The sequence below is a fragment of the uncultured Modestobacter sp. genome, from assembly GCF_947486615.1.
Taxonomy (GTDB): Bacteria; Actinomycetota; Actinomycetes; order Mycobacteriales; family Geodermatophilaceae; genus Modestobacter.
The window spans coordinates 52,445-77,568 of record NZ_CANKUD010000002.1 but is presented as its reverse complement, the minus strand read 5'-3'; the positions used below and the strand labels follow the sequence as shown (position 1 = coordinate 77,568).

The following is a 25,124-nucleotide window of genomic DNA, read 5'->3' as shown; positions in this document are numbered from 1 at the left end:
CCGTCGTGAGCCCTCGTCCCACCGCCGTGCGGGTCCGTGTGCCGGCGACGAGCGCCAACCTGGGGCCGGCGTTCGACTGCGCGGGCCTGGCGCTGACCTGCTGGGACTCCCTCGACGTCGAGCTCACCGACGGCGGGCTGGCCGTCGAGGTGACCGGCGAGGGCGCCGGCGAACTGCCGGTGGACGAGTCGCACCTGGTGGTCCAGGCGTTCCGGGCGGCGTGCGCCGAGCTCGGCTGGACGCCGCCGGGGCTGCGCCTGTCCGCCCGCAACGGCATCCCGCAGGGGCGGGGGATGGGGTCCTCGGCCGCGGCGGTGACCGCCGGCGTGCTCGCCGCCTGGGCACTGTGCCCCGACGTCGCCGAGATCGACCAGGCCGCCGTGTTGCGGCTGTGCTCCGCGCTCGAGGGACACCCCGACAACGTCGCCCCCTGCCTGCTCGGCGGGGCCACGCTGTCCTGGACGACGCCCTCGGGCGCCCGCGCCGTCCGGCTGGAGGTCGACCCCCGGGTCGTCCCGGTGCTGTTCGTGCCGCAGACGACGCTCTCCACCCACCTGGCCCGGGGGCTGCTGCCGGCCGAGGTGCCGCACGCCGACGCCGCCCACGCGGCCGGCCGGTCCGCGCTGCTGGTGCACGCGCTGACCGCCGACCCCGCCCTGCTGGCCGAGGCCACCGAGGACCGGTTGCACCAGGCCCAGCGCGCTCCGGCGATGCCCGAGAGCGCGGCGCTGCTGACCCGGCTGCGATCCGACGGTCACGCGGCGGTGGTCTCCGGTGCGGGCCCGTGCGTGCTGGCGCTGGCCGTCCTCGGCGAGGGGGACGCCGCCGGTGACCCGGCTGCGTCCGCCGAGGTCACCCGGCTGCGGGCCGCCACCCCGCCGGGCTGGGAGTGCCGCCCGCTGCAGATCGACGCTGCGGGGGCGTGCGTGCTCCCGCCGAGCAGCTGATCACGGTGCGGTATCGTTCCGGCGTCTGGAACACACCGGTGACGGACTGTGTTGTGGACGATGTCGGCCTGTGTCTAGGCTGACGACGTAGCCGCCTCCGGGCGTTGCTCCACGCGGGAGCGTTGCAGACGGTCGACCCGTCGCCGCTGATCCTCGCCCCGCATCCACAGACCCGTGTCCTCCCGATCGACGCATCGAGTCCAAGAGCGGGCTCCCGCCGTCTGGGACCGGGTCCCCTCCTGCGCTGGTAGGCGCAGGTCACCGCAGGGAAGGACCTGTACGTGAGCGAGACCACCGACCTCCTCGACGGCGAGCGCGACGCCGCCCCGTCCGACGAGGCAGCTGCCGGCGGCGGAACGGCTCCCCGTTCCCGCCGCCGCGGCAGCGGGCTGTCCGGCATGCTGCTCCCCGAGCTCCAGCGCCTGGCCGCCGAACTGGGCATCCCCGGCACCGGCAAGATGCGCAAGAGCGACCTGGTCGCCGCCATCTCCGAGCGGCAGGTCGGCGGCGACGCGGGCTCTGCCCCCGCCGCGACCACCCCGGCTGCCACCGCCCCGGCCGCCCCCGCGCCCCGCACCGAGGACGCCGTCACGGGCGGGGTGGCCACCTCGGCCGCGCCGCTCGAGGCGCCGATCAGCGGCGGCGGCAACGGCGGCCCGATCACCGCCGGCGCGGCGCAGCGCACCGACGAGGCCCCGGCCGAGGGCGCCCCCACCGGGCGTCGCCGTCGTGGCGCCAGCCGCCCGGCCGGTGCGCCGGCCGTGGACGCCGCCGAGACCGCGCAGCCCGTCGAGAGCCGCAGCAGCGACGACCCGGCAGCCGGCGGCGAGAGTGCGGCCGCCGAGGAGCGCAGTGAGGGCGGGCGCCCGCAGCGCACCCGGCGGGAGCGCGGGGACCGCACCCCCCGGGACGGCGGCGAGCGCGAGGAGCGTGGCAACCGGGAGGACCGGGGCAGCCGCGACGAGCGCACCCGCGACGGTGCTGCCCGCGACAACAGCAACCGCGAGAACACCAACCGCGATGGCGCTGCCCGTGACGGCTCCGCCCGTGACAGCGCCGCCCGTGACGGTGAGGAGCGCGGTGGCCGCAACCGGGCCGAGGGCGAGGGCCGCAACGGCCGCAACCGCACCGACGGCGGCCGCGACGGCAACCGCACCGACGGTGGCCGGGACGGGAACCGCACCGACGGTGGCCGGGACGGCAACCGCACCGACGGTGCCCGCGATGGCAACCGCAGCGACGGTGCCCGGGACGGGAACCGCAACGACGGCGGCGCCAACCGCAACGACGCCCGGAACGAGCCCCGCAACGACGAGGACGACGACGACTTCGAGGGCGGCCGCGGCCGTCGCGGGCGGCGGTACCGCGACCGGAACCGCCGCGGCGGCAACGCGACCGGCGGGCGCGAGCGCTTCGACCAGGGCGAGCCCACGGTCAGCGAGGACGACGTCCTGCTCCCGGTCGCCGGCATCCTGGACGTGCTGGACAGCTACGCGTTCGTCCGCACCTCGGGCTACCTGACCGGGCCGAACGACGTCTACGTGTCGCTGTCCCAGGTGCGCCGGTACGGCCTGCGCCGCGGTGACGCCATCACCGGCGCCGTCCGCCAGCCGCGGGAGGGCGAGCGCAAGGACAAGTACAACGCGCTGGTCCGGCTGGACTCGGTCAACGGCCTGGACCCCGAGCAGGCCCGCAACCGGCCGGAGTTCACCAAGCTGACCCCGCTCTACCCGCAGGACCGTCTGCGGCTGGAGACCGAGTCGCACCTGATGACCACCCGGCTCATCGACCTGGTCATGCCGATCGGCAAGGGCCAGCGGGCGCTGATCGTCAGCCCGCCGAAGGCCGGCAAGACGATGGTGCTGCAGTCGATCGCGAACGCGATCACGACCAACAACCCCGAGGTCCACCTCATGGTGGTGCTGGTCGACGAGCGGCCCGAAGAGGTCACCGACATGCAGCGCTCGGTGAAGGGCGAGGTCATCGCCTCGACCTTCGACCGGCCGCCGGCCGACCACACCACGGTGGCCGAGCTGTCGATCGAGCGGGCCAAGCGCCTGGTCGAGATGGGCCACGACGTCGTCGTCCTGCTGGACTCGATCACCCGGCTGGGCCGCGCCTACAACCTGGCGGCCCCCGCCAGCGGGCGCATCCTCTCCGGTGGTGTCGACTCCACGGCGCTCTACCCGCCCAAGCGCTTCCTCGGCGCGGCCCGCAACATCGAGAACGGCGGCTCGCTGACGATCATCGCCTCGGCGCTGGTCGAGACCGGCTCGACGATGGACACGGTCATCTTCGAGGAGTTCAAGGGCACCGGGAACGCCGAGATCAAGCTGGACCGGCGACTGGCCGACAAGCGGGTCTTCCCTGCGGTCGACGTGAACGCCTCGGGCACCCGCAAGGAGGAGATCCTCCTCTCGCCCGACGAGCTGGCGATCATCATCAAGCTGCGCCGGGTGATGTCGGCGCTGGAGCCCCAGCAGGCGCTGGAGCTGCTGCTCGACCGGATGCGCAAGACGCGCAACAACATCGAGTTCCTGATGCAGGTGCAGAAGACCACGCTCGGCGTCAACGAGAAGGAATGAGGGCCTCCCTGCCCCCCGCCACGAGCAGGCTCGCGGCGGGACCCGGCAGGGGGACCGGGGGCGGTCCCTGTGAGGGGGCCGCTCCAGCACCTCGCCGGGGCCGTACACTGGCCCGTCGAGCCTCCGCCGCTGTTCCCGGCGGCGTCCGAACGACCAGATCCCGAGACCAGAGAGAGGGTGTACCGGCATGAAGGCCGACATCCACCCGGACTACCACGTCACCACGGTGACCTGCGGTTGCGGCAACACGTTCACCACGAAGAGCACGGCGCCCGGCGGCACGATGACCGTCGAGACCTGCTCGGCCTGCCACCCCTTCTACACGGGCAAGCAGCGCATCCTGGACACCGGTGGCCGCGTCGCCCGCTTCGAGAAGCGGTTCGGCAAGCGCAACACCGGCGCCGTCGTCATGTCCGCACCTGCCGACGTCGGCGTGAGAGCCACAGAGGAGCCCGAGTGAGCAGCACCGACGCCGGCAGCGACCGGCTCGCCGGCCTGCTCGCCGAGCACCGCGAGCTGGAGGCCGAGCTGGCCGACCCGGCCGTGCACGCCGACGCCGCGCGCGCCCGCCGGCTGGGCCGGCGCTACGCCCGGCTCGCCCCGGTCGTGGAGACCTCCCGGGCCCTGGACGCCGCGACCGACGACCTGGCCACGGCACGGGAGCTGGGCGCCGAGGACCCGTCCTTCGCCCGGGAGGCCGAGCACCTGCAGGCCACCGTCACCGAGCTGACCGGCCGGCTGACCGAGCTCTTGCTGCCCAAGGACCCCGACGACGACAAGGACGTCATCCTGGAGGTCAAGGCGGGGGAGGGCGGGGCGGAGTCGGCCCTGTTCGCCGGCGATCTGCTCCGGATGTACCTGCGGTACGCCGAGCGGCGGGGCTGGGCCACCGAGGTGCTCGACGCCGTCCCCGCCGAGCTGGGCGGGTACAAGGACGTCGCCGTGGCGATCAAGTCGCGCACCGACGAGGGCGTGTTCGCCCGGCTCAAGTTCGAGGCCGGCGTGCACCGGGTGCAGCGGGTGCCGGTCACCGAGTCCCAGGGGCGCATCCACACCTCGGCGGTGGGCGTGCTGGTGCTGCCCGAGGCGGAGGAGGTCGACGTCAGCGTCGACCCCAACGACCTGCGCATCGACGTGTTCCGCTCCTCGGGGCCCGGTGGGCAGAGCGTCAACACCACCGACTCCGCCGTCCGGATCACCCACCTGCCCACCGGCATCGTGGTCAGCTCGCAGAACGAGAAGAGCCAACTGCAGAACCGGGAGTCCGCGCTGCGGGTGCTGCGCTCCCGGCTGCTGGCCGCGGCCCGCGAGGAGGCGGCGGCGACCGCCTCGGACCAGCGGCGCAGCCAGGTGCGCACGGTCGACCGCAGCGAGCGGGTGCGCACCTACAACTACCCGGAGAGCCGGCTGTCCGACCACCGGGTGGGCTTCAAGGCGCACAACCTGGACCAGGTGCTGGACGGCGACCTCGACCCGGTGCTGGACGCGCTCACCACGGCCGCCACCGCCGAGCTGCTGGCGGCCGGCTCCTGACCGCGGCCCGGGTGCTGGTCGCCGACGCCGCCCGCCGGCTGGCCGCGGCCGGGGTCGCCTCACCGCGGGTGGACGCCGAGCTGCTGCTCTGCGCCGTCCTGGGCACCACCCGCACCGCGCTGCTCACCCTCGGTGAGGTGGCGGCCGAGCCGGCTGCCCGGTTCGCCGCCCTGGTCGAGGAGCGGGCCACCCGGGTGCCGTTGCAGCACCTCACCGGGACCGCGCCGTTCCGGCACGTCGAGCTGTCCGTCGGGCCGGGTGTCTTCGTGCCCCGGCCGGAGACCGAGCTGATCGCCGGCTGGGTCCTGGAGCGGATCGCCGACCTGAACGAGCCCACCGTGGTCGACCTGGGCACCGGATCGGGCGCGATCGCCCTGGCGGTGGCGAACGAGCACCCCGGTGCCCGGGTGGTCGCCGTCGAGCGTGACCCGGGGGCGATCGAGTGGACCCGGCACAACGCAGCGACCCGGGCCGCGGCCGGCGACACCCCGGTCGAGGTGCTGGCCGGGGACATGACCGACCCGCAGCTGCTCACCGAGCTGGACGGCAGGGTCGACGTGGTCGTCTCCAACCCGCCGTACGTGCCGGACGGCGCCGGCCTGCCGCAGGAGGTCGCCGACCACGACCCGCCGCTGGCCCTGTGGGGCGGGCCGGACGGGCTGGACGTCGTCCGTGGCCTGCTCGGCACCGCCGCGCGGCTGCTGCGCCCGGGCGGCCGGCTGGGCATTGAGCACGCCGACCAGCAGGGCACGTCCCTGCCGGAGCTGGTCCGCAGACACGGCCGGTGGGCCGAGGTCACCGACCACCACGACCTGGCCGGCCGGCCGCGCTACACGACCGCTCAGCTGACCGGGCACCATCCCGCGAGGTAGCCCCGGCCCCCGGGGACGGTGACCCCGAGGTCGCGCCGCTGCACGCTGATGCCCGGCTCGCCGCAGGCCTGTTCGAACCCCTCGTCGGTGTACTCGACGTCGACCACCGCCGCGCCGTACACGTCGGTGTGGGCACCGCACTCGTCGAACTGGCCGCAGTCCTCGGTCACCGCGTAGTCGAACCCGATGCCGGCGTCGGCCAGCTCGGCGGCGTTCTTCTGCGCGACGATCAGCCCGGCGCGGTGCGCCCGGTCCACCAGCAGCCGGGCCATCGCAACGGCGTCCGCGGCGGTCAGCAGCCCGCCCGACCGGGTCCAGCTGTCCAGGTTGTCCGGCTCGACCGCGTCGAAGCCGTCGGCGGCGCAGCCGTCGACCCACGGACCCACCACGCCGAGCACCGCCGACCGCGAGGCGTCGGTGGAGACGTCCAGCAGGAACTCGTCGGGCCAGTCCGGGTCGGCGACCCGCTGCCCGTCGGCGTCGTGCAGCAGCAGCTCCTCGGGCCACTCCGACCTGCCCGGCTGGGTCTGGAAGGCGTTGACGTAGCAGGCCGACCACAGCCCGGCCGCGGGCGGATCGGTGCGGTCGCGGACCACCCCGGCGACCCCGTCGGCCGGCGGGTACGCGCCGCCCAGCTGGTAGTCGACCCGGGCACCGGGCGGCAGCCCGGGGACCGACGCCGGGAGGGCGCCGGCCGGGGTCCCGGACGTGGCGGGGGCGGGGCCCGCGCAGCCGGCCAGCGCGATCGCCACTGCCGAGATCGACGCCGGGACCCCCCACCTGTGCACGGCGAGAGCGTAGGTGGGGGAGACTCCCCAGCCGTGGCCGACGTCTTCGACTGCAGTGACCCCGACCAGCGCGAGGCGGGGCTGACCGCCGCCACCCGTGCGCTGGCCCGCGGCGAGCTGGTCCTCCTCCCCACCGACACCGTCTACGGGGTGGCGGCCGACGCCTTCACCCCGGCCGCCGTCACCCGGCTGCTGGCGGCGAAGAACCGCGGCCGCAGCATGCCGGTGCCCGTGCTGATCGGTGAGGCGTCGACCCTCGCCGGGCTGGTGGACGCCGTCCCCTCGGTGGCGCACGACCTGGCCGAGGCGTTCTGGCCCGGCGGGCTCACCCTGGTGGTCGAGCACGCGACGACTCTTGCCTGGGACCTCGGGGACGCCGACGGGACGGTCGCCGTCCGGCTCCCGGACGACGACGTCGCCCGTGACCTGCTCCGGGCGACCGGGCCCCTGGCGGTCTCCAGCGCGAACCGCTCCGGCCGACCCGCCGCGACCACCGCGCAGGAGGCGACGTACCAGCTCGGCGAGCATGCTGCGGTCGTCCTGGACGGCGGCCCCCGCACGGGCTCGGCGGCCAGCACGATCATCGACTGCACCGTCCCGGCCCCGCGGGTGCTCCGGATCGGTGCGATCGGCCTCGACCGGCTGCGCGAGGTCGTCCCCGAGATCACCGACTGACCCCGGGCGTGCTCCCCGGCCGCGGTGCGCTGCGGGTCATCGCACCGTCGCGGCGTTACGGTGGGGCGACATCCGCGTGCCCTCGTCCCGGTGCACGCGGGCCCGCGCACCGACCCGCAGGAGTGCACCCGCGATGAGCACCCCGGCCGCGACCCCCTACTGGGGGCCCGACTTCGACGCCCTGGCGGCGTTCGACCCGGAGATCTCCGGCGTCGTCACCGACGAGCTCGACCGGCTCCGCGGCGGCCTGCAGCTGATCGCCAGCGAGAACTTCACCAGCCCCGCCGTCCTCGCCGCGCTGGGCAGCACGCTGTCGAACAAGTACGCCGAGGGCTACCCCGGACGGCGCTACTACGGCGGCTGCGAGGTCGTCGACCGCGCCGAGTCCCTGGGCATCGAGCGGGCCAAGGAGCTCTTCGGTGCCGAGCACGCCAACCTCCAGCCGCACTCCGGGGCCAGCGCGAACCTCGCCGCCTACGGTGCGTTCCTGCAGCCGGGGGACACCCTGCTGGGCATGGCGCTGCCGCACGGCGGCCACCTGACCCACGGCACCAAGGTCTCCTTCTCCGGCAAGTGGTTCAACGCCGTCCAGTACGGGGTCGATGAGAAGACCGAGCACATCGACTACGACCAGGTCCGCGACCTGGCCCGTGAGCACCGGCCGAAGCTGATCGTCGCCGGCGGGTCGGCGATCCCGCGGCTGATCGACTTCGCCGCCTTCCGGGAGATCGCCGACGAGGTCGGCGCGGTCTTCATGGTCGACGCGGCGCACTTCATCGGCCTGGTGGCGGGCAAGGCGATCCCCTCGCCGGTGCCGCACGCCGACGTCGTCACCTTCACCACGCACAAGGTGCTGCGGGGCCCGCGCGGTGGGGCGATCGTCTGCCGGGCCGAGCACGCCAAGGCCATCGACAAGGCGGCCTTCCCGATGATGCAGGGCGGCCCGCTGATGCACGCCATCGCGGCCAAGGCGGTGAACCTCAAGGAGTGCCTGCAGCCCGAGTACCAGGTCTACGCCCGCCAGGTGATCACCAACGCCCAGGCGCTCACCGAGGGCCTGGCCGCCGAGGGGCTGCGCCCGGTCGCGGGCGGCACCGACACCCACCTCGCGCTGCTGGACCTGCGCGAGGTCACCGACACCGCCGGTGAGCTGGTCACCGGCAAGGTGGCCGAGGCCCGCTGCGACGCCGCCGGCATCGTGCTGAACAAGAACGCCATCCCCTTCGACCCGCAGCCGGCGTCGATCGCCTCCGGCATCCGCGTCGGCACCCCGTCGGTGACCACCCAGGGCATGACCGAGACCGACATGCGGGCGATCGCCTCGCTCATCGGCACCGCGATCCGGGACGCCGACGGCTCCCGGACGGCGGAGGTGGCCGCCGGCGTGCGCGAGCTCGTCAGCGCGCACCCTGCCTATCCCGAGCCGACCCGGACCGTCTGAGCCCATGCGCGAGTACGCCGTCGTCCTCCTCGCCGCCGGCCTGGTCACCTTCCTGGCCACCCCGGTGGTGCGGGTGGCGGCGGTCCGGCTGCGGGTGATGGCCGCCGTCCGCGACCGGGACGTGCACGTCATCCCCACCCCGCGGGGTGGGGGAGTGGCGATGTACCTGGGGGTCGCCGCCGGCGTGCTGGTGGCCTCCCAGCTGCCCTCGCTGCAGCGCAGCTTCGAGTACAACAGCCAGACCATCGCCGTCCTGGTGGCCGGTGGGCTCATCTGCCTGCTGGGGGTCCTCGACGACCGGTTCGGGCTGGACGCGCTCACCAAGCTGACCGGGCAGATCGCCTCGGCCGGCGTGATGGTGCTGCTCGGCGTGCAGCTGGCCTACGTGTTCCTGCCGGTCGCCGACATCGGCACGCTGTCCCTCGGGTCCGACGTCGGGGTGCCCGCGACGATCCTGCTGACCGTCCTGACGGTGAACGCGCTGAACTTCATCGACGGGCTGGACGGCCTGGCCGCCGGCGTCTCGGCGATCGCCGCGCTGGCGTTCTTCTCCTACAGCTACCACCTGGGGGCGGTCGGCTACGACGACGTGGCCAGCGCCCCCGCGCTGATCACCGCCGTGCTCGCCGGTGCCTGCCTGGGCTTCCTGCCGCACAACTTCAACCCCGCCCGGATCTTCATGGGCGACTCCGGCTCGATGCTCGTGGGCCTGATGCTGTCCGCGGCGGCCGTGTCGGCGACCGGGCAGACCGACTCGCAGACGCTGGGCTCGGCGGCGAGCCTGCTGCCGCTGACCCTGCCGCTGCTCGTGCCGGTCGCGGTGCTCTTCATCCCGTTCATTGACCTGCTGATGGCGGTGATCCGCCGCACCCGCAAGGGCCAGTCGCCGTTCAGCCCGGACAAGATGCACCTGCACCACCGGCTGCTGTCCATCGGGCACTCGCACCGCCGCGCGGTCCTGATCATGTACTTCTGGGCCGCGCTGCTCAGCTTCGGCGCCGTGGCCCTGTCGATCACCGGCGGCACCGTCGAGGTGCTGGTCATCATCGGCGCGCTGCTGGTCGTCGGGGTCGTCGTGGTGCTCAGCCCCCGGGCCCGGCGGGCGGCCATCGCCGCCCGCGAGGCAGAGTTGGCGGCCATGAAGGAGCGCAGCCGTGCCGCCCACCCGGCCAGTCGTGTCCTGCGGGACGGCGCCGGACCGGACGCCGGGGGAGTGCCGGCCGGCGCTGCTGCCCGCTCGTCGTCCGCGGCCGCGGGGGTGCCCCGGTGAGCGGCCTGTTCGAGGAACGCTCCGGGCCGCGCAGCGACGCGCCCTGGGACCTGTCCTTCCTCCGGGTGGGCGCCCTGGTGGCGCTGGCCGCGACCGTCGTGGCTGCGCCGGTCGTGGGGCTGGTGGCCGGCTGGACCGAGGCGCTCGGGGTCGTGGTCGGGGCAGTGGTCGTGACCGCCTTCTTCTGCATCTCCGGCCTGGTCATCGCCTGGGCCGGCAAGGTGGACGACACGTGGACGATGCCCGCCGCCCTGGGCACCTTCGGGCTCAAGGCGTTCCTACTGTTCCCGCTGCTCACCGGCCTGCCGGAGGACGGCTGGCTGGACCGCCGGGTGCTGGCCTGGACGGTGATCGCCGGGGCCCTGCTGTGGAGCGTGGTGCAGCTGCGCTGGGTGTGGACCCGGCAGCTCTACTACGTGCCCCCGCCGGGTGCACCGGCGGCCTCCCGGGCCCCCGGGCGGGACGACCCGGGGATCCGCCCGACACGCGGCTGATAGTGTCCGACGCGATGGCCGAGGACAGTCCCGAAACCGGGGCCGCTCGACCACGTCCTCAGCAGCCTGCTCGTCAGCCCAGTGGGGCCGACATGGGCTGGGGGGTCACCGGGACGCTCCTGTCCGGGATGGCCGTGTGGGGCGGGGCCGGGTGGTTGGTCGACCAGTGGCTGGACACGCGAGTGTTCTTCCCGGTCGGGATCATCCTCGGCGTGGCGGTGGCCATCTACGTGGTCATCAAGCGATACGGCGGGCCCGACCAGGCCGCCGCACAGCCCCCGGGCGGCCGACAGAGCCCGCCCAGGACGCAGAAGGGACAACGGTGACCTCCAGCGCCCACGCGCTCGGCGACGTGCTCGCTGTGGAGAGCGACCCCGGCGGCGGCTTCACGCCCCCGGGCCTCGGTGAGTTCTTCCCCGAGGCGCTCACCAGCTTCTCCCTGCTCGGTGTCGAGTTCGAGATCACCCGGATCACGCTGATCGCCTGGGTGGCGACCGCCGCGATGATCGCCCTGCTGGTCGCCGCGGTGCGCAAGCCGGAGATCGTGCCCGGCAAGCTCCAGTTCATCGGCGAGAGCGGCTACTCCTTCGTCCGGGACGGCATCGCCCGCGACGTCATCGGCCCGAAGGGCCTGCCCTTCGCGCCCTTCCTGGCCTCGCTGTTCTTCTTCATCCTGGCGAACAACCTGATGGCGATCATCCCGTTCGCCCAGATCTCGCCCATGTCGAAGTTCGCCTTCCCGCTCGTGCTGGCGGTGATCTGCTGGGTCGTCTACATCGCGGTCGGGATCAAGAACCAGGGCCTGTGGCCCTACTTCCGGGACATCATGTTCCTGCCCGGCGTGCCGAAGCCGATGTACATCCTGATCACCCCGCTCGAGCTGCTGCAGAACTTCATCGTGCGGCCGTTCACGCTGGCGATCCGGCTCTTCGCGAACATGTTCGCCGGCCACATGCTGCTGGTGACGTTCGCGCTCGGCGCGACCTACCTGCTGACGGTCGGCAACCTCTCCGCCGTCTTCGGCCCGGTGTCGGCGATCATGGCGATCGTGATGACCTTCTTCGAGCTGCTGGTCATCTTCCTGCAGGCCTACGTCTTCACGATGCTGATGGGCACCTACCTCAACGGCTCGGTCGAGGCCGCTCACTGACCCGAGCCGACCGGCCCTGCCGGTCGGTCACCTGAACTGCACCACCCGCACGACCCCGCCAGCCGCCCGGCCCACCGCCGGGCGACGACACAGGAGGAACACCCCGCGATGATGGACGTTCTCGCAGAGATCAACGGCAGCATCGGCTCGGTCGGCTACGGCATCGCCACGATCGGCCCCGGCATCGGTGTCGGTCTGGTCTGGGCCGCCTACATCCAGGCCACCGCCCGTCAGCCCGAGTCGGCCGGCCTCACCCGCACCTACGCCTTCCTGGGCTTCGCCCTGGCCGAGGCGCTGGCGCTGATCGGCTTCGTCGCCCCCCTCGTCTACGGCACCGGCGCCTGATCCCGCACTCCTCGACGAGTCCGGTCACTGACATCCAGACGAGGACGTTGACAGCATGAGCATCCTGGCTGCGGAGAGCACGAACCCGCTCATCCCACCCGTCGGCGAGATCATCATCGGCCTGATCGCCTTCGCGGTCCTGGCCTTCGTGGTGATCAAGCTCGTCGCACCGCGCTTCGAGCAGGTCTTCCAGGCTCGTCGCGAGGCGATCGAGGGCGGCATCGAGCGGGCCGAGGCCATGCAGGCCGAGGCCAAGGCCGCGCTGGAGCAGTACCGTGCCCAGCTCGCCGAGGCGCGCACCGAGGCGGCGCAGATCCGCGACGCCGCGCGTGCGGAGGGGCAGCAGATCATCGAGGAGCTCCGCGCCCAGGCGCAGGAGGAGTCGGCCCGGATCGTCGCCCGCGGCGAGGAGCAGCTCGCTTCCTCGCGCCAGCAGGTGATCAACGAGCTGCGCGGCCAGATCGGCACGCTGGCGGTCGACCTCGCCGGCCGGCTGGTCGGCGAGTCGCTGGCCGACGACGCCCGGCGCAGCGGCACCGTCGACCGGTTCCTCGACCAGCTGGACGGCATGTCCGCCGCTGGCGACGGTCGTGGCGGCAGCTCGGCGTACGTCCCGCAGGACGCCCGCTGATGCACGCCTCCAGCCGGGCGGCGATGGAGGCCTCGCGGGCCAGCCTCCTCGAGCAGACCGGGGGCGCCCGCAGCCGCAACCGCGGTGAGGCGCTGCTGACCCTGGCCGACGAGATGTTCGCCGTGGCGCACCTGCTCGACGGTCAGCCGTCGCTGCGGCGCGCGCTCTCGGACGCGTCGGTGCGTCCGGAGGACCGGGCGGGCCTGGCCCGCCGGCTGCTGTCGGCACAGGTCTCTGCGGGCACCCTCGAGGTGGTCGAGACCGTCGCCCAGCAGCGCTGGTCGCGCCCCCTCGACCTGGTCGAGGCGACCGAGACGCTGGCGACGGAGGCGGCGCTGGACGCCGCCGACGCACGCGGCGAGCTCGAGGGCGTCGAGGACGAGCTGTTCCGGTTCGGCCGGATCGTCGCCGGTGACGCCGACCTCGCGCGGATCCTGGGCAACCGCTCGGCGCCGCGCGAGGGCAAGACCGCGCTGCTGGACCGGCTGCTGTCCGGGAAGGTCAGCCCGGTCACCGAGCGCCTGGTCCGGAACTCGCTGACCAGCTCGCACGTGCACAACGCGGAGAACGAGGTCGAGCGGCTCTCCACCATGGCGGCCCGCCGTCGTGGCCGGTCGGTCGCCTCCGTGATCAGCGCCGTCCCCCTGTCGGCGGCTCAGGAGGAGCGGCTGGTGGGTGTGCTCGAGCGCATCTACGGGCGCACCATGGGGCTCCAGGTCCAGGTCGACCCCGACGTGCTCGGTGGCCTCGTGGTCCGGGTCGGCGACGAGGTCATCGACGGCAGCATCGCCCACCGGCTCGAGGACGCCGGCCGCCGACTGGCCGGCTGACGGCAGTCCGCTCGGCCGGCAGGCGGCAACGCCGACCGGCCGGCAGGCGGGAACGCCCCCCGACCGCTCCACCGCACCACCACAGACACCAGCAGAAGAGGACGCGAGAGCCATGGCCGAGCTGACGATCTCCGCGGACGAGATCCGCAGTGCCATCCAGAACTACGTCTCCGACTACACCCCGGACGTCTCCCGCGAGGAGGTCGGTGTCGTCACCGAGGCCGGTGACGGCATCGCCCGGGTCGAGGGCCTGCCCTCGGTCATGACCAACGAGCTCCTCGAGTTCGAGGGCGGCGTGCGGGGCCTGGCCCTGAACCTCGACGTCCGCGAGGTCGGTGTCGTCATCCTGGGTGACTTCGCCGGGATCGAGGAGGGCCAGACGGTCCGCCGGACCGGCGAGGTGCTCTCCGTCCCCGTCGGTGACGGCTTCCTCGGCCGCGTGGTCGACCCGCTGGGCAACGCCATCGACGGTGCCGGGCCGATCGAGACCACCAGCCGCCGCGCCCTGGAGCTGCAGGCGCCCTCGGTGGTGCAGCGGCAGTCGGTGCACGAGCCCATGCAGACCGGCATCAAGGCCATCGACGCGATGACCCCGATCGGCCGCGGTCAGCGTCAGCTGATCATCGGCGACCGGCAGACCGGCAAGTCGGCCATCGCGCTGGACACGATCATCAACCAGAAGCAGGCCTGGGCGACCGGTGACCCGCAGCAGCAGGTGCGCTGCATCTACGTGGCGGTCGGTCAGAAGGGCTCGACCATCGCCGCCACCCGCGCCGCCCTCGAGGACGCCGGCGCGATGGAGTACACGACCATCGTCGCCGCGCCGGCGTCGGAGGCCGCGGGCTTCAAGTACATCGCCCCCTACACCGGCTCGGCCATCGGCCAGCACTGGATGTACGAGGGCAAGCACGTCCTGATCGTCTTCGACGACCTGTCCAAGCAGGCCGAGGCCTACCGCGCCGTGTCGCTGCTGCTGCGCCGTCCGCCCGGCCGCGAGGCCTACCCCGGCGACGTCTTCTACTTGCACTCCCGCCTGCTGGAGCGCTGCGCGAAGCTGTCCGACGAGCTGGGTGCGGGCTCGATGACCGGCCTGCCGCTCATCGAGACCAAGGGCAACGACGTGTCGGCCTACATCCCGACCAACGTCATCTCGATCACCGACGGGCAGATCTTCCTCGAGACGGGTCTGTTCAACTCCGGTGTCCGCCCGGCGATCAACGTGGGCATCTCGGTGTCCCGCGTCGGTGGCTCGGCGCAGATCAAGGCGATGAAGTCCGTCGCCGGGCGCCTGCGCCTGGACCTGGCGCAGTTCCGTGAGCTGGAGGCGTTCTCGTCCTTCTCCTCCGACCTCGACGCCTCGAGCCGCGCCACCCTGGACCGCGGTCAGCGGCTGGTCGAGCTGCTCAAGCAGGGCCAGTACTCGCCGTTCCCGGTCGAGCGCGAGGTCGTCTCGCTGTGGCTGGGCACCACCGGCAAGCTGGACCGGGTCCCGGTCGGCGACGTGCGTCGCTTCGAGCTGGAGTTCCTGGACTTCATCGGCCGGGGTGACAACGTCGTCTTCGACACGATCCGGACGTCCAAGAAGCTCGAGGACGACGTGGTGAGCAGCCTGGAGGCGGCGGTGGAGACCTTCTACGGCCAGTTCACCACCTCCGACGGCGAGTCGCTGCAGGTCAACGAGCCCGAGGTCGAGGCCATGGACGCCAGCCAGCGTGGCCAGGAGACCGTCCGGGTCAAGCGGAGCTCCTGAGATGGCTGCGTCCCTGCGTGCGCTGCGGCGCCGGATCCGCTCAACGCGGTCGACGAAGAAGATCTTCTCGGCGCAGGAGCTGATCGCCGGCGCTCGCATTGTGCGGGCCCAGGCCCGGGTGGAGGCCTCCCAGCCCTACGCCCGGGAGATCACCCGGGTGCTGTCCGCGCTGGCCGGCTCGGCCAGCCTGGACCACCCGTTGCTGAGCGAGCGGCCCGAGCCCAAGCGGGTCGCCGTCCTGGTCATCACCTCCGACCGGGGCTTCGCGGGCTCGTACAACGTCAACGTGCTGCGCCGCACCGAGGAGCTCCTCGGTCTGCTGCGGAACGAGGGCAAGGAGCCGCTGGTCTACGTCATCGGCCGCAAGGGCGAGACGTACTACCGGTTCCGGGACCGGCCCGTCGAGGAGTCCTGGACCGGGTTCTCCGAGCAGCCGAAGTACGAGGACGCCCAGGAGGTCGGCCGCACGCTGATCGACGCCTTCACCGCAGGTGAGGACGACGCGGACGGCGACGGCGGTGCCGACGGCATCCTCGGCGTCGACGAGCTGCACATCGTCTACACGGAGTTCCGCTCGCTGCTGGCCCAGGTGCCGGTGGCGAAGCGGATGGCCCCGCTCGTCGTCGAGGAGGTCGACGACCTCGGCGACGGCGACGGGGCGGACGCCGGGCAGGACCAGTCGGCGCGCTCCAGCGAGGTCCCGACCTCCTACGAGTTCGAGCCCTCGGCCGAGGCGCTGCTGGACGCGCTGCTGCCGAAGTACGTCACCACCCGGATCTACGCGGCGCTGCTGGAGTCGGCTGCATCGGAGTCGGCCTCGCGCCGGCGGGCGATGAAGTCGGCCTCGGACAACGCCGAGGAGCTGGCCAAGAACCTCTCCCGGCAGGCCAACCAGGCCCGCCAGGCCGGCATCACCCAGGAGATCAGCGAGATCGTCGGCGGTGCCGACGCGCTGGTGTCCAGCAGCTCCGACAACTGAGCACTGCCCCGGTCGGGGCGGCACCCGCCGCCCCGACCGGGGACCCCGAAGACGCGAGACCACCGAGCCCCAGGGCAGGAGAGCAGTACTGATGACCGTCACCGAGGACCGCCCGAGCACCCAGTCGACCACCGGCGCCGGCCGGGTCGTCCGGGTCACCGGCCCGGTCGTCGACGTCGAGTTCCCCCGCGACGCGATGCCCGAGATCTTCAACGCACTCAAGGTCGAGGTCACCCTGGCCGACCTGGGCAAGACGCTGACCCTCGAGGTCGCCCAGCACCTGGGCGACAACGTGGTCCGCACCATCGCCATGCAGCCGACCGACGGCCTGGTCCGTGGAGCCCCGGTGACCGACACCGGTTCGGCGATCTCGGTGCCCGTCGGCGAGCAGGTCACCGGGCACGTGTTCAACGCGCTCGGCGAGTGCCTGGACACCCCCGGCTACGGCGACGACAGCCTGCGCTGGACCATCCACCGGCACGCGCCGAAGTTCGACCAGCTCGAGGGCCGCACCGAGCTGCTCGAGACCGGCATCAAGGTCATCGACCTGCTGACCCCCTACATCAAGGGCGGGAAGATCGGTCTGTTCGGTGGCGCCGGCGTGGGCAAGACGGTGCTCATCCAGGAGATGATCCGTCGCGTCGCCCAGGAGTTCGGTGGCGTCTCGGTCTTCGCCGGTGTGGGGGAGCGGACCCGCGAGGGCAACGACCTGATCACCGAGATGACCGAGTCCGGCGTCATCAACTCCACCGCGCTGGTCTTCGGCCAGATGGACGAGCCGCCGGGCACCCGGCTGCGGGTCGCGCTCTCGGCGCTGACCATGGCGGAGTACTTCCGCGACGAGGCCGACCAGGACGTGCTGCTCTTCATCGACAACATCTTCCGGTTCACCCAGGCCGGCTCCGAGGTCTCCACGCTGCTGGGCCGCATGCCCTCCGCGGTGGGCTACCAGCCGACCCTGGCCGACGAGATGGGCGAGCTGCAGGAGCGGATCACCTCGACCCGGGGACGGTCCATCACCTCGCTGCAGGCGATCTACGTGCCCGCCGACGACATCACCGACCCGGCGCCGCACACCACCTTCGCCCACCTGGACGCCACGACGAACCTGTCGCGGCCCATCTCGGAGAAGGGCATCTACCCGGCCGTCGACCCGCTGGACTCCACCAGCCGGATCCTCGACGCGCAGTACGTCGGGCAGGAGCACTACGACATCGCCAGCGAGGTCAAGCGGATCCTGCAGCGCTACCAGGAGCTGCAGGACATCATCGCCATCCTCGGCATCGACGAGCTGGGCGAGGAGGACAAGGTCACCGTCAACCGCGCACGGCGGATCGAGCGGTTCCTCTCCCAGAACATGTTCGTCGCCGAGGCGTTCACCGGGCAGCCGGGCTCCTACGTGCCGCTGTCCGAGACCCTCCAGGCGTTCAAGGCGCTCGCGCAGGGCGAGTACGACCACGTCCCCGAGCAGGCCTTCTTCATGTGCGGTGGCCTCGAGGACCTCGAGCGGAACTACGACAAGCTGAAGAAGAGCTAGTCGCAGGTCCTGTCGGCGGCCCCCTGCGGGCGTCGCTGCACCTGTCAACGGCCGGGTTCCCCACGGGGGCCCGGCCGTCGGCGTCTCCGGGCACCGTCGCGGACCTGGTCCGGGAGGCCCAGGAGAGGCGCGCTGCGGCGCCGGGGGGTGACCGGGCGTGGTGGCGCGGCGGCCCGGGCAGCACCCGATCGGGTGGTCGTGCCGGCCGGGGTTCAAGGACCTCCGCGCGCCTGTCGATCATGGGGACCGGTGCGTCCGGTCGGCGGGCGCCATGCCCAGGAGTACGACGGTGCACAGGACAGGTCTCGCAGCGGTGCTGCGGCGCGGTGGGACGGCGACCCTCGAGCCGGGCCGGCACGACCAGGGCGCTCCCGGCCCGCTGCCCGAGGACGCGCTGGACTGGAGCTGGCCGCCCTACGCGCCGGTCGAGGCCGCCGCGGAGCCGTTCGACGTCGCCGAGTGGGCACCCCGCTCGGTGGTCTGGCACCCGCAGGTCCGGGTCGGCCGGTGGACCGTGGTCTACCGCCGCGCCGCCTGACGCTGCCTCACCTCGGTCGCCGCTGGTCGTCCGGCCCGGGCGCAGGGCATCCCACCGCGTCCGCCGGCCCGGGGCGGCCGTGCTCGAGCGGGCCGCAGGACCGCACCTCCCGTCCCCTGGCGGGCGTCGCCGGCGGGCTGTGGCGGAACGGGTCCCGGTGCGCCGGTACAGTGGCCGGGACCCGCTGCCGCGTCCGACCGGACCGGCGGCCCGCATCACAGGCCCGAACGGCCGGTCGATGACCCTGGAGGACTGACGTGGCGACCCTGCAGGTCGAGCTCGTGGCCGTGGAGAAGATGATCTGGTCCGGGGAGGCCAGCATGGTCATCGCCCGCACGACCGAGGGTGAGCTCGGTGTCCTGCCCGGCCACGCGCCGCTGCTGGGCGAGCTGGCCCCCGGTGGCGTGGTCCGCATCCGACCGGAGTCCGGCGAGGACCTCGTCGTCGCGGCGCACGGCGGCTTCCTCTCGGTGACCGAGCGGGGCGTGTCGATCCTCGCGGAGACCGCGGAGATCTCCACCGACATCGACGTCGAGCGGGCCCGTGAGGCGCTGCGCCGGGCCGAGCAAGCCGGCGACGACCCGGAGGCGCTCGCCGCCGCCCGCCGAGCCCAGTCCCGGCTCCGCGCCGCCGGCCAGGACGCCTGACCGCAGCCGGCTGAGCCTCCTCCCGATCCCCCCGCGGCCCCCAGCCCCCGCCCGGTGACCACTGTCGTCCTGGTCCTCGCCGGGGTGTTGCTCGTCGGCCTGGTCGCGGCCTTCCTGCTGCGCCGCCGGTTCCTGCTCTCCGGCCTGGGGGCGGTCACGATGTGGCTGCGGGCCCCGGGGGCACCGCGCTGGTCGGTCGGCGTCGCCTGGTACTCCGGGGAGACGCTGCTCTGGTACCGGGCGCTGTCGCTGTCGGTACGCCCCAACCGGCGGCTGTGCCGCGCCCAGTTCCAGGTCGACGCCCGTCGGCGGCCCACCGCGGACGACCTGTCGCTGCCCGACGAGAGCGTGATCCTGACCTGCCGCACCGGTGCCGGACCGCAGGAGCTGGCGATGGACAGCTCGACGGTGACCGGCTTCCTGTCCTGGATCGAGTCGGCCCCGCCCGTCGACCGCTGACGAAGGACCCCGCTGCCCCCCACGCTCCGCAGGCTCAGCGCGGGCCCCTGCAGCGGGGCCGGGCCGGCCGGGTCAGCGGGCGGCGCGTTGGGCGTGCACCCCGCTGTGCGCGCCGGGCTCCCACAGGACGTCGCCCTCGGGGTTGGCCGCCCGGGCCAGGATGAAGAGCAGGTCCGACAGGCGGTTGAGGTACTTCGCCGTCTCGGGGTTGGTGCGCTCCCCGTCGGCCTCCAGCAGCCCCCACACGCTGCGCTCGGCCCGGCGGGCGACCGTCCGCGCCGTGTGCAGGAGGGCAGCCAGCGGGGTGCCACCGGGGAGCACGAACGAGGTCAGCGCCGGCAGCTCCTCGTTGGCGACGTCGCACGCCGCCTCCAGCCGCTCGGTGTAGGCCGGGGTGACCCGCAGCGGTGGGTGCTCGGGGTCGGGGTGCACCGGGGTGGACAGGTCCGCGCCGACGTCGAACAGGTCGTTCTGGATGCTGCGCAGCAGCTCGGTCAGCTCCGTCGAGGGGGCGCCCAGTGCGATCGCGACGCCGATGGAGCTGTTGGCCTCGTCGACGTCGGCGTAGGCGACCAGCCGCGGGTCGGTCTTGCTGACCCGGGACATGTCGCCCAGGTGGGTCTGCCCGGCGTCGCCGGTGCGGGTGTAGATGCGGGTCAGCCGGACGGTCATGCCGCCGAGCCTAGTTAAAGGACCCTGCTGCCCCCCATCCCTCGCGAGCTCGGGACGGGCCCCTGCAGCAGGGCCGTAGGGTGACCGCGTGGAGTGCTTCGAGGTGGCGGGCGGGGCGTCGCTGCGCGGCCGGGTCCGTGTCACCGGTGCCAAGAACAGCGCCCTGAAGCTGATGGCGGCCGCGTTGCTGGCCCCGGGGCGGACGACGCTGGAGGAGGTGCCCGACATCCTCGACGTCACGATCATGAGCGAGGTGCTGCGGCGCCTGGGCTGCGGCGTGGTCTTCGAGCGCTACCCGCTGGAGCCCGGTGGCAGCCCGAGCGGCGGGGGCCGGGTGCTGATCGACGTCCCGGAGCGGCCCTCCAGCGAGACCGACTACGACCTGGTCCGGCGGATGCGCGCCTCGATCAGCGTGCTCGGGCCGCTGGTCGCCCGGCTGGGCACCGCCAAGGTCGCCCTGCCCGGCGGTGACGCGATCGGCTCCCGCGGGCTGGACATGCACATCGCCGGTCTGGAGCGGCTGGGCGCCAGCATCGTGAGCGAGCACGGCTTCCTCATCGCCACCGCACCCAAGCTGGTGGGCACCTCGATCTGGCTGGACTTCCCTTCGGTCGGTGCGACGGAGAACCTGGTGATGGCCGCCGTCCTCGCCGAGGGCACGACCATCGTCGACAACGCCGCGCGCGAGCCGGAGATCGTCGACCTGTGCTCGATGCTGGTCGCGATGGGCGCCCGGATCGAGGGCGCGGGCACCTCCACGATCACCGTGGAGGGCGTGGACGGGCTGGCGCCGGTGTCCTGCTCGGTGGTGCCGGACCGGATCGTCGCCGGCACCTGGGCCATCGGTGCGGTGATGACCCGCGGCGACCTGGTGATCGAGCGGGCGGTCGCCGAGCACCTCACCGTGCCGCTGGACAAGCTGGTGAGCGCCGGGGCCACCGTGGAGCCCCGGCCGGACGGCGTCCGGGTGGCGATGGACGACCGGCCGAAGGGTGTGGACGTCGTCACGCTGCCCTTCCCCGGGTTCCCGACCGACCTGCAGCCGATGGCGGTGGCGCTGGCCGCCGTGTCGACGGGTACCGCGCTGATCACCGAGAACGTGTTCGAGGGCCGCTTCATGTTCGTCAACGAGCTGGTCCGGCTCGGTGCCGACGTGCGCATCGACGGCCACCACGCCGTCGTCCGCGGTCGGGAGCGGCTGTCCAGCGCCCCGGTGCTGGCGACCGACATCCGGGCCGGCGCCGGTCTGGTGCTGGCCGGGCTGCTCACCGACGGGGTCACCGAGGTGCAGGACGTGCACCACGTCGACCGCGGCTACCCCGACTTCACCGAGCAGTTGCGCGCCGTCGGCGTGCAGATCGAGCGGACCCAGCGCCCCAGCTGACGGATCGGCCCCCGCACCGGGGGCCGGGCCGAGCCGAGCGGGGGGTCCTCCGTCAGCGGCCGCCGAAGGAGAGGGCCAGCGCCCGGGCCCGGTCGAGGTCCTCGGGGAAGACCAGGACGTCGGCGCGGTGGGCGGCCGGCTCGCGGATCGTCGACCGGATGCCGGCGTCGGAGAGCACCGCGCGCAGCGCCAGCGCGGACTCCCGGCGGGTGAGCGTGGCCACCGGCGTGAGCAGCTCCTCGCGCCGCACCGGCTTCCCCGAGCCCTCGGACGCGAAGGCCCACCGGAGGAACAGCACCAGCAGGCCGATCACCAGCGCGATGCCCGGGCCGACCAGGAAGTGCAGACTGCCCGCGTCGATCGGCACGCTGACCCCCCGGGGAGCGGGTGCGACCGGTCGGTCACAGGCCCGCCGCCGAGTGTGCCACCGGTGTGGGCGACCCGTGGCTACTGGCGGGTAACCGCCCTACACTCCGCGGGCATGCCGTTTCCTTCAGCGCCGAAGGACCGCGACCGCCCCTGGGTGATGCGCACCTACGCCGGCCACTCCTCACCCGCCGAGTCCAACGCCTTGTACCGCCGCAACCTGGCCAAGGGGCAGACCGGGCTGTCGGTGGCCTTCGACCTGCCCACCCAGACCGGCTACGACCCCGACCACGAGCTGGCCGTGGGGGAGGTGGGCAAGGTCGGCGTCCCGGTGAGCCACCTGGGTGACATGCGGGCGCTCTTCGACGGCATCCCGCTGGACGAGATGAACACGTCGATGACGATCAACGCCCCGGCGATGTGGCTGCTGGCGCTCTACCAGGCGGTCGCCGAGGAGCACGGGCACGACGTCGCCCGGCTCGCCGGCACGACGCAGAACGACATCATCAAGGAGTACCTGTCCCGGGGGACGTACGTCTTCCCGCCGGCGCAGAGCATGCGGCTGATCACCGACGTGGTCGCCTACACGGTGACGGCGATGCCGCGCTGGAACCCGGTCAACATCTGCAGCTACCACCTGCAGGAGGCCGGGGCGACGCCGGTGCAGGAGATCGCCTACGCGATGAGCACCGCGATCGCCGTGCTCGACTCGGTCCGCGACTCCGGCCAGGTGCCGGCCGAGCGGTTCGGGGACGTCGTCGCCCGGATCTCCTTCTTCGTCAACGCCGGGGTCCGGTTCGTCGAGGAGATGTGCAAGATGCGCGCCTTCGGGCAGCTGTGGGACGAGCTGACCCGGGAGCGCTACGGGGTGCAGGACGCCGGGCAGCGGAGATTCCGGTACGGGGTGCAGGTCAACTCGCTGGGTCTCACCGAGGCGCAGCCGGAGAACAACGTGCAGCGGATCGTGCTGGAGATGCTCGGGGTGACCCTCTCCCGGGACGCCCGGGCCCGCGCCGTCCAGCTGCCCGCCTGGAACGAGGCGCTGGGCCTGCCGCGGCCGTGGGACCAGCAGTGGTCGCTGCGGCTGCAGCAGGTTCTCGCCCTCGAGACCGACCTGCTGGAGTACGACGACCTGTTCACCGGGTCGGTGGTCGTGGAGACCAAGGTCGCCGAGCTGGTCGAGGGTGCCCGGGCCGAGATGGCGCGGGTGCAGGAGCTGGGCGGGGCGGTGGCCGCCGTCGAGTCGGGCTACATGAAGGGCCAGCTGGTCGCCTCGCTGTCGGAGCGCCGCCGCCGGATGGAGAGCGGCGCCGACGTCGTCGTCGGGGTCAACCGGTTCGAGACGACCGAGCCCAACCCGCTGCTGGCCGACCTGGAGACGGCGGTGCAGACCGTCGACCCGGCGGTGGAGGCGGCCGCCCAGCGTGCGGTGCGGCAGTGGCGGGCCGCTCGGGAGCCCGGCCCGGTGGCCGAGGCCCTGGCCGCGCTGCGCGCCGCGGCCGCAGGCACCGGGAACCTGATGCCGGCGACCCTGCGCTGCGCCCGGGCCGGCGTGACCACGGGGGAGTGGGCCGGCGTGCTGCGCGAGGTGTTCGGTGAGTACCGGGCGCCGACCGGGATCGGTGCCGCGGGCGCCGGCGAGGGCGACACCACGCTGGCCGAGGTGCGCGAGCGGGTGTGCACGACGGGGGAGGAGCTGGGGGGCCGGCTGCGCTTCCTGGTCGGCAAGCCGGGCCTGGACGGGCACAGCAACGGTGCCGAGCAGATCGCCGTCCGGGCCCGGGACGCGGGCTTCGAGGTCGTCTACCAGGGCATCCGGCTGACCCCGGCGCAGATCGTCTCCGCCGCGGTCGAGGAGGACGTGCACGTCGTCGGCCTGTCGGTGCTCTCCGGGTCGCACCTGCAGGTCGTCCCGGCGGTGCTCGACGGCCTGCGGGCGGCCGGGCTGGACGACGTCCCGGTGGTGGTCGGCGGGATCGTCCCCGACGGCGACGCCCGCCGGCTGCGCGAGCTGGGGGTGGCCCGGGTGTTCACCCCCAAGGACTTCGGGATCACCGACATCATGGCCGAGGTGGTGGCCGTCGTCCGCGCGGCCAACCACCTCGACCCGGACCGCCGGGCGGCCGTCCTGCCGGGCTAGAGCCGGACGACGACGCCCTCGGTGGCGCTGCGGCGGGCGGCGTCGAGCACGGTCAGCGAGGCGACGGCGTCCCGGGGGTCGACCGGCACCAGGCCCTGGCCGCGCACCGCGGCGGCGAACGCGGGGTAGAAGGTGTCCCAGGCGCCGGGCAGCGTGGGCACCCGGTCCTCGTGCTCGCCGCGGCGCACCCGGCCCCAGCGGGACTCCGGCTCGGCGCCCCAGTCCGCGCCCAGCGTCGCCGGTGTCTCCCCGGCGATCAGGGCGTCCTCCTGGCCGTCCATCGGGCCGCCGACGACGTAGCTGCCGGCGGTGCCGGTGACCCGGAACCGGTTGCCCGGGGCGCCCTCGCTCCAGCTGCCGGCCAGGTGCGAGCGGGCGCCGGAGGCGTGGGTGAGGGCGACGAAGACGTCGTCGTCCAGGCCGCTCTCCCGCACCCGCCACTCGGCGTACACCGAGGTGACCGGGCCGAGCAGCACCAGCGCCTGGTCGACCAGGTGGCTGCCGAAGTCCAGCAGCGTGCCGCCGCCGGAGGGCGCCGGCCCGGGGTCGGGGGTGAACCGCTCGAACCGGGACTCGAACCGGGTGATCGTGCCGAGCGTGCCGGCCTCGGCCAGCGCCCGGACGGTGCGGAAGTCGGAGTCCCAGCGGCGGTTCTGGTAGGGCGCCAGCGGCAGGCCGAGCCGCTCGGCCCGCTCGACGCTGGACCGTGCGGCGGCGGCGTCGAGGGCGAACGGCTTGTCGCAGACCACCGCCAGCCCGAGGTCGAGCGCCTCGTCGGTGAGCGCGGAGTGGGTGCCGGCCGGGGTGGAGACGGCCACCGCCTCGACGCCGGCCGCGGCCAGCTCGGCCAGCGAGCCGACCGCGGCCACGCCGGGGTGCTCCTGGCCGATCAGCTCGCGGCGCTCGGTCGAGGAGGTCACCACCGCCACCAGGTCGCACTCCGCCGCGGCGGCCAGCAGCGGGGCGTGGAACCACCGCCCGCCGAAGCCGTACCCCACCAGTCCGAACCGAACGGGCTCCACCACGGTGCTCCCCACCTCGACGACGCGTGCTGCGGATCATCCCCTGCCGGTCGGCGGGGCCGCCGGGCG

At 73.5% G+C, this 25,124-nt stretch carries 26 protein-coding genes; 22 read left to right on the top strand and 4 right to left on the bottom strand.

The annotated features are described in order from the left end of the window. Positions 1-5 precede the first annotated feature (5 nt). The 5 genes from thrB (at position 6) to prmC (ending at position 5,937) form a co-directional block, all read left to right on the top strand. Entirely contained in the window at positions 6-947 is a 942-nt protein-coding gene (thrB, locus tag Q1A09_RS03695; RefSeq protein WP_299952134.1) for a homoserine kinase, read from the top strand. Positions 948-1,228: 281 nt separating this feature from the next. Beyond that, positions 1,229-3,532 (top strand): transcription termination factor Rho, encoded by a 2,304-nt coding sequence (rho, locus tag Q1A09_RS03690; protein ID WP_299952133.1) that lies wholly within the window; start codon positions 1,229-1,231, stop codon positions 3,530-3,532. A 187-nt stretch (positions 3,533-3,719) separates the two neighbouring features. Further along, complete coding sequence (gene rpmE / locus Q1A09_RS03685) at positions 3,720-3,992, top strand: 50S ribosomal protein L31 (RefSeq protein WP_299952132.1); 273 nt, start codon at positions 3,720-3,722, stop codon at positions 3,990-3,992. Further along, entirely contained in the window at positions 3,989-5,065 is a 1,077-nt protein-coding gene (gene prfA / locus Q1A09_RS03680) for a peptide chain release factor 1 (protein ID WP_299952131.1), read from the top strand. Before rpmE ends, prfA begins: the two co-directional genes overlap by 4 nt. Before the next feature lie 11 nt (positions 5,066-5,076). Continuing rightward, entirely contained in the window at positions 5,077-5,937 is an 861-nt protein-coding gene (prmC, locus tag Q1A09_RS03675; protein ID WP_299952130.1) for a peptide chain release factor N(5)-glutamine methyltransferase, read from the top strand. Here prmC and Q1A09_RS03670 read toward each other — a convergent pair. Then, positions 5,907-6,725, bottom strand: a complete 819-nt coding sequence (locus Q1A09_RS03670; protein ID WP_299952129.1) for an endo alpha-1,4 polygalactosaminidase — start codon at positions 6,723-6,725, stop codon at positions 5,907-5,909. The genes prmC and Q1A09_RS03670 overlap by 31 nt on opposite strands. 33 nt (positions 6,726-6,758) lie before the next feature. On the opposite strand from Q1A09_RS03670, the gene Q1A09_RS03665 reads away from it, so the two are divergent. The 15 genes from Q1A09_RS03665 to Q1A09_RS03595 all read left to right on the top strand — a co-directional run bounded on the left by Q1A09_RS03665 (position 6,759) and on the right by Q1A09_RS03595 (position 19,471). Then, the gene (locus tag Q1A09_RS03665; RefSeq protein ID WP_299952128.1) at positions 6,759-7,400 is read left to right on the top strand and encodes an L-threonylcarbamoyladenylate synthase; all 642 of its coding nucleotides are present in this window, start codon (positions 6,759-6,761) and stop codon (positions 7,398-7,400) included. Between the two features lie 133 nt (positions 7,401-7,533). Continuing rightward, positions 7,534-8,841 carry a serine hydroxymethyltransferase gene (gene glyA, locus Q1A09_RS03660; RefSeq protein WP_299952127.1) on the top strand — a complete coding sequence of 436 codons (1,308 nt, stop codon included), beginning with the start codon at positions 7,534-7,536 and terminating at the stop codon, positions 8,839-8,841. A 4-nt stretch (positions 8,842-8,845) separates the two neighbouring features. Beyond that, positions 8,846-10,111, top strand: coding sequence for a glycosyltransferase family 4 protein (locus Q1A09_RS03655; RefSeq protein ID WP_299952126.1), 1,266 nt, complete (start codon positions 8,846-8,848; stop codon positions 10,109-10,111). After that, a complete protein-coding gene (locus Q1A09_RS03650) occupies positions 10,108-10,605 on the top strand; it encodes a hypothetical protein (protein WP_299952125.1) in 498 nt (165 codons plus the stop codon). Before Q1A09_RS03655 ends, Q1A09_RS03650 begins: the two co-directional genes overlap by 4 nt. 92 nt (positions 10,606-10,697) lie before the next feature. Further along, positions 10,698-10,931, top strand: a complete 234-nt coding sequence (locus tag Q1A09_RS03645) for an AtpZ/AtpI family protein (RefSeq protein WP_299952124.1) — start codon at positions 10,698-10,700, stop codon at positions 10,929-10,931. Further along, positions 10,928-11,755, top strand: a complete 828-nt coding sequence (gene atpB / locus Q1A09_RS03640; RefSeq protein WP_299952123.1) for a F0F1 ATP synthase subunit A — start codon at positions 10,928-10,930, stop codon at positions 11,753-11,755. The genes Q1A09_RS03645 and atpB overlap by 4 nt, the downstream gene beginning before the upstream one ends. Before the next feature lie 108 nt (positions 11,756-11,863). Then, positions 11,864-12,100, top strand: a complete 237-nt coding sequence (atpE, locus tag Q1A09_RS03635; protein ID WP_299952122.1) for an ATP synthase F0 subunit C — start codon at positions 11,864-11,866, stop codon at positions 12,098-12,100. A gap of 55 nt (positions 12,101-12,155) precedes the next feature. Beyond that, complete coding sequence (locus Q1A09_RS03630; RefSeq protein WP_299952121.1) at positions 12,156-12,731, top strand: F0F1 ATP synthase subunit B; 576 nt, start codon at positions 12,156-12,158, stop codon at positions 12,729-12,731. Next, positions 12,731-13,561 carry a F0F1 ATP synthase subunit delta gene (locus Q1A09_RS03625; RefSeq protein ID WP_299952120.1) on the top strand — a complete coding sequence of 277 codons (831 nt, stop codon included), beginning with the start codon at positions 12,731-12,733 and terminating at the stop codon, positions 13,559-13,561. Before Q1A09_RS03630 ends, Q1A09_RS03625 begins: the two co-directional genes overlap by 1 nt. Positions 13,562-13,673: 112 nt before the next feature. Beyond that, positions 13,674-15,311 (top strand): F0F1 ATP synthase subunit alpha, encoded by a 1,638-nt coding sequence (gene atpA / locus Q1A09_RS03620; RefSeq protein WP_299952119.1) that lies wholly within the window; start codon positions 13,674-13,676, stop codon positions 15,309-15,311. A 1-nt stretch (position 15,312) separates the two neighbouring features. Further along, entirely contained in the window at positions 15,313-16,290 is a 978-nt protein-coding gene (locus Q1A09_RS03615; protein WP_299952118.1) for a F0F1 ATP synthase subunit gamma, read from the top strand. 91 nt (positions 16,291-16,381) lie between these two features. After that, complete coding sequence (gene atpD / locus Q1A09_RS03610; RefSeq protein WP_299952117.1) at positions 16,382-17,827, top strand: F0F1 ATP synthase subunit beta; 1,446 nt, start codon at positions 16,382-16,384, stop codon at positions 17,825-17,827. A gap of 289 nt (positions 17,828-18,116) precedes the next feature. Beyond that, the gene (locus tag Q1A09_RS03605; protein ID WP_299952116.1) at positions 18,117-18,365 is read left to right on the top strand and encodes a hypothetical protein; all 249 of its coding nucleotides are present in this window, start codon (positions 18,117-18,119) and stop codon (positions 18,363-18,365) included. A 257-nt stretch (positions 18,366-18,622) separates the two neighbouring features. Continuing rightward, the gene (locus Q1A09_RS03600) at positions 18,623-19,012 is read left to right on the top strand and encodes a F0F1 ATP synthase subunit epsilon (protein ID WP_299952115.1); all 390 of its coding nucleotides are present in this window, start codon (positions 18,623-18,625) and stop codon (positions 19,010-19,012) included. A gap of 54 nt (positions 19,013-19,066) precedes the next feature. Beyond that, positions 19,067-19,471 (top strand): DUF2550 domain-containing protein, encoded by a 405-nt coding sequence (locus Q1A09_RS03595; RefSeq protein WP_299952114.1) that lies wholly within the window; start codon positions 19,067-19,069, stop codon positions 19,469-19,471. Between the two features lie 72 nt (positions 19,472-19,543). Here the strand turns inward: Q1A09_RS03595 and Q1A09_RS03590 are convergent, their stop codons facing one another. Beyond that, positions 19,544-20,143 carry a cob(I)yrinic acid a,c-diamide adenosyltransferase gene (locus tag Q1A09_RS03590; protein ID WP_299952113.1) on the bottom strand — a complete coding sequence of 200 codons (600 nt, stop codon included), beginning with the start codon at positions 20,141-20,143 and terminating at the stop codon, positions 19,544-19,546. An 88-nt stretch (positions 20,144-20,231) separates the two neighbouring features. Here Q1A09_RS03590 and murA point away from each other — a divergent pair, with 88 nt between their 5' ends. Further along, positions 20,232-21,527, top strand: coding sequence for a UDP-N-acetylglucosamine 1-carboxyvinyltransferase (gene murA, locus Q1A09_RS03585; RefSeq protein WP_299952112.1), 1,296 nt, complete (start codon positions 20,232-20,234; stop codon positions 21,525-21,527). A 52-nt stretch (positions 21,528-21,579) separates the two neighbouring features. On the opposite strand, the gene Q1A09_RS03580 is transcribed toward murA, so the two are convergent. Further along, a complete protein-coding gene (locus tag Q1A09_RS03580) occupies positions 21,580-21,894 on the bottom strand; it encodes a hypothetical protein (protein ID WP_299952111.1) in 315 nt (104 codons plus the stop codon). 114 nt (positions 21,895-22,008) lie between these two features. Between Q1A09_RS03580 and Q1A09_RS03575 the strand changes: the two genes are divergently transcribed. Continuing rightward, positions 22,009-24,033 (top strand): methylmalonyl-CoA mutase family protein, encoded by a 2,025-nt coding sequence (locus tag Q1A09_RS03575; protein WP_299952110.1) that lies wholly within the window; start codon positions 22,009-22,011, stop codon positions 24,031-24,033. On the opposite strand, the gene Q1A09_RS03570 is transcribed toward Q1A09_RS03575, so the two are convergent. Continuing rightward, entirely contained in the window at positions 24,030-25,058 is a 1,029-nt protein-coding gene (locus Q1A09_RS03570; RefSeq protein ID WP_299952109.1) for a Gfo/Idh/MocA family oxidoreductase, read from the bottom strand. The two genes, Q1A09_RS03575 and Q1A09_RS03570, sit on opposite strands and share 4 nt — an antisense overlap. Between the last annotated feature and the right edge of the window lie 66 nt (positions 25,059-25,124).

What these genes read in the sequence shown, in the direction of transcription:
- rpmE (WP_299952132.1), top strand. Translation starts at nt 3,720, where the DNA reads ATGAAGGCCGACATCCACCCGGACTACCACGTCACCACGGTGACCTGC.
- glyA (WP_299952127.1), top strand. Translation starts at nt 7,534, where the DNA reads ATGAGCACCCCGGCCGCGACCCCCTACTGGGGGCCCGACTTCGACGCC.
- Q1A09_RS03655 (WP_299952126.1), top strand. Translation starts at nt 8,846, where the DNA reads ATGCGCGAGTACGCCGTCGTCCTCCTCGCCGCCGGCCTGGTCACCTTC.
- Q1A09_RS03645 (WP_299952124.1), top strand. Translation starts at nt 10,698, where the DNA reads ATGGGCTGGGGGGTCACCGGGACGCTCCTGTCCGGGATGGCCGTGTGG.
- atpE (WP_299952122.1), top strand. Translation starts at nt 11,864, where the DNA reads ATGATGGACGTTCTCGCAGAGATCAACGGCAGCATCGGCTCGGTCGGC.
- Q1A09_RS03630 (WP_299952121.1), top strand. Translation starts at nt 12,156, where the DNA reads ATGAGCATCCTGGCTGCGGAGAGCACGAACCCGCTCATCCCACCCGTC.
- Q1A09_RS03625 (WP_299952120.1), top strand. Translation starts at nt 12,731, where the DNA reads ATGCACGCCTCCAGCCGGGCGGCGATGGAGGCCTCGCGGGCCAGCCTC.
- atpA (WP_299952119.1), top strand. Translation starts at nt 13,674, where the DNA reads ATGGCCGAGCTGACGATCTCCGCGGACGAGATCCGCAGTGCCATCCAG.
- Q1A09_RS03615 (WP_299952118.1), top strand. Translation starts at nt 15,313, where the DNA reads ATGGCTGCGTCCCTGCGTGCGCTGCGGCGCCGGATCCGCTCAACGCGG.
- atpD (WP_299952117.1), top strand. Translation starts at nt 16,382, where the DNA reads ATGACCGTCACCGAGGACCGCCCGAGCACCCAGTCGACCACCGGCGCC.
- Q1A09_RS03590 (WP_299952113.1), bottom strand. Translation starts at nt 20,143, where the DNA reads ATGACCGTCCGGCTGACCCGCATCTACACCCGCACCGGCGACGCCGGG.
- Q1A09_RS03575 (WP_299952110.1), top strand. Translation starts at nt 22,009, where the DNA reads ATGCCGTTTCCTTCAGCGCCGAAGGACCGCGACCGCCCCTGGGTGATG.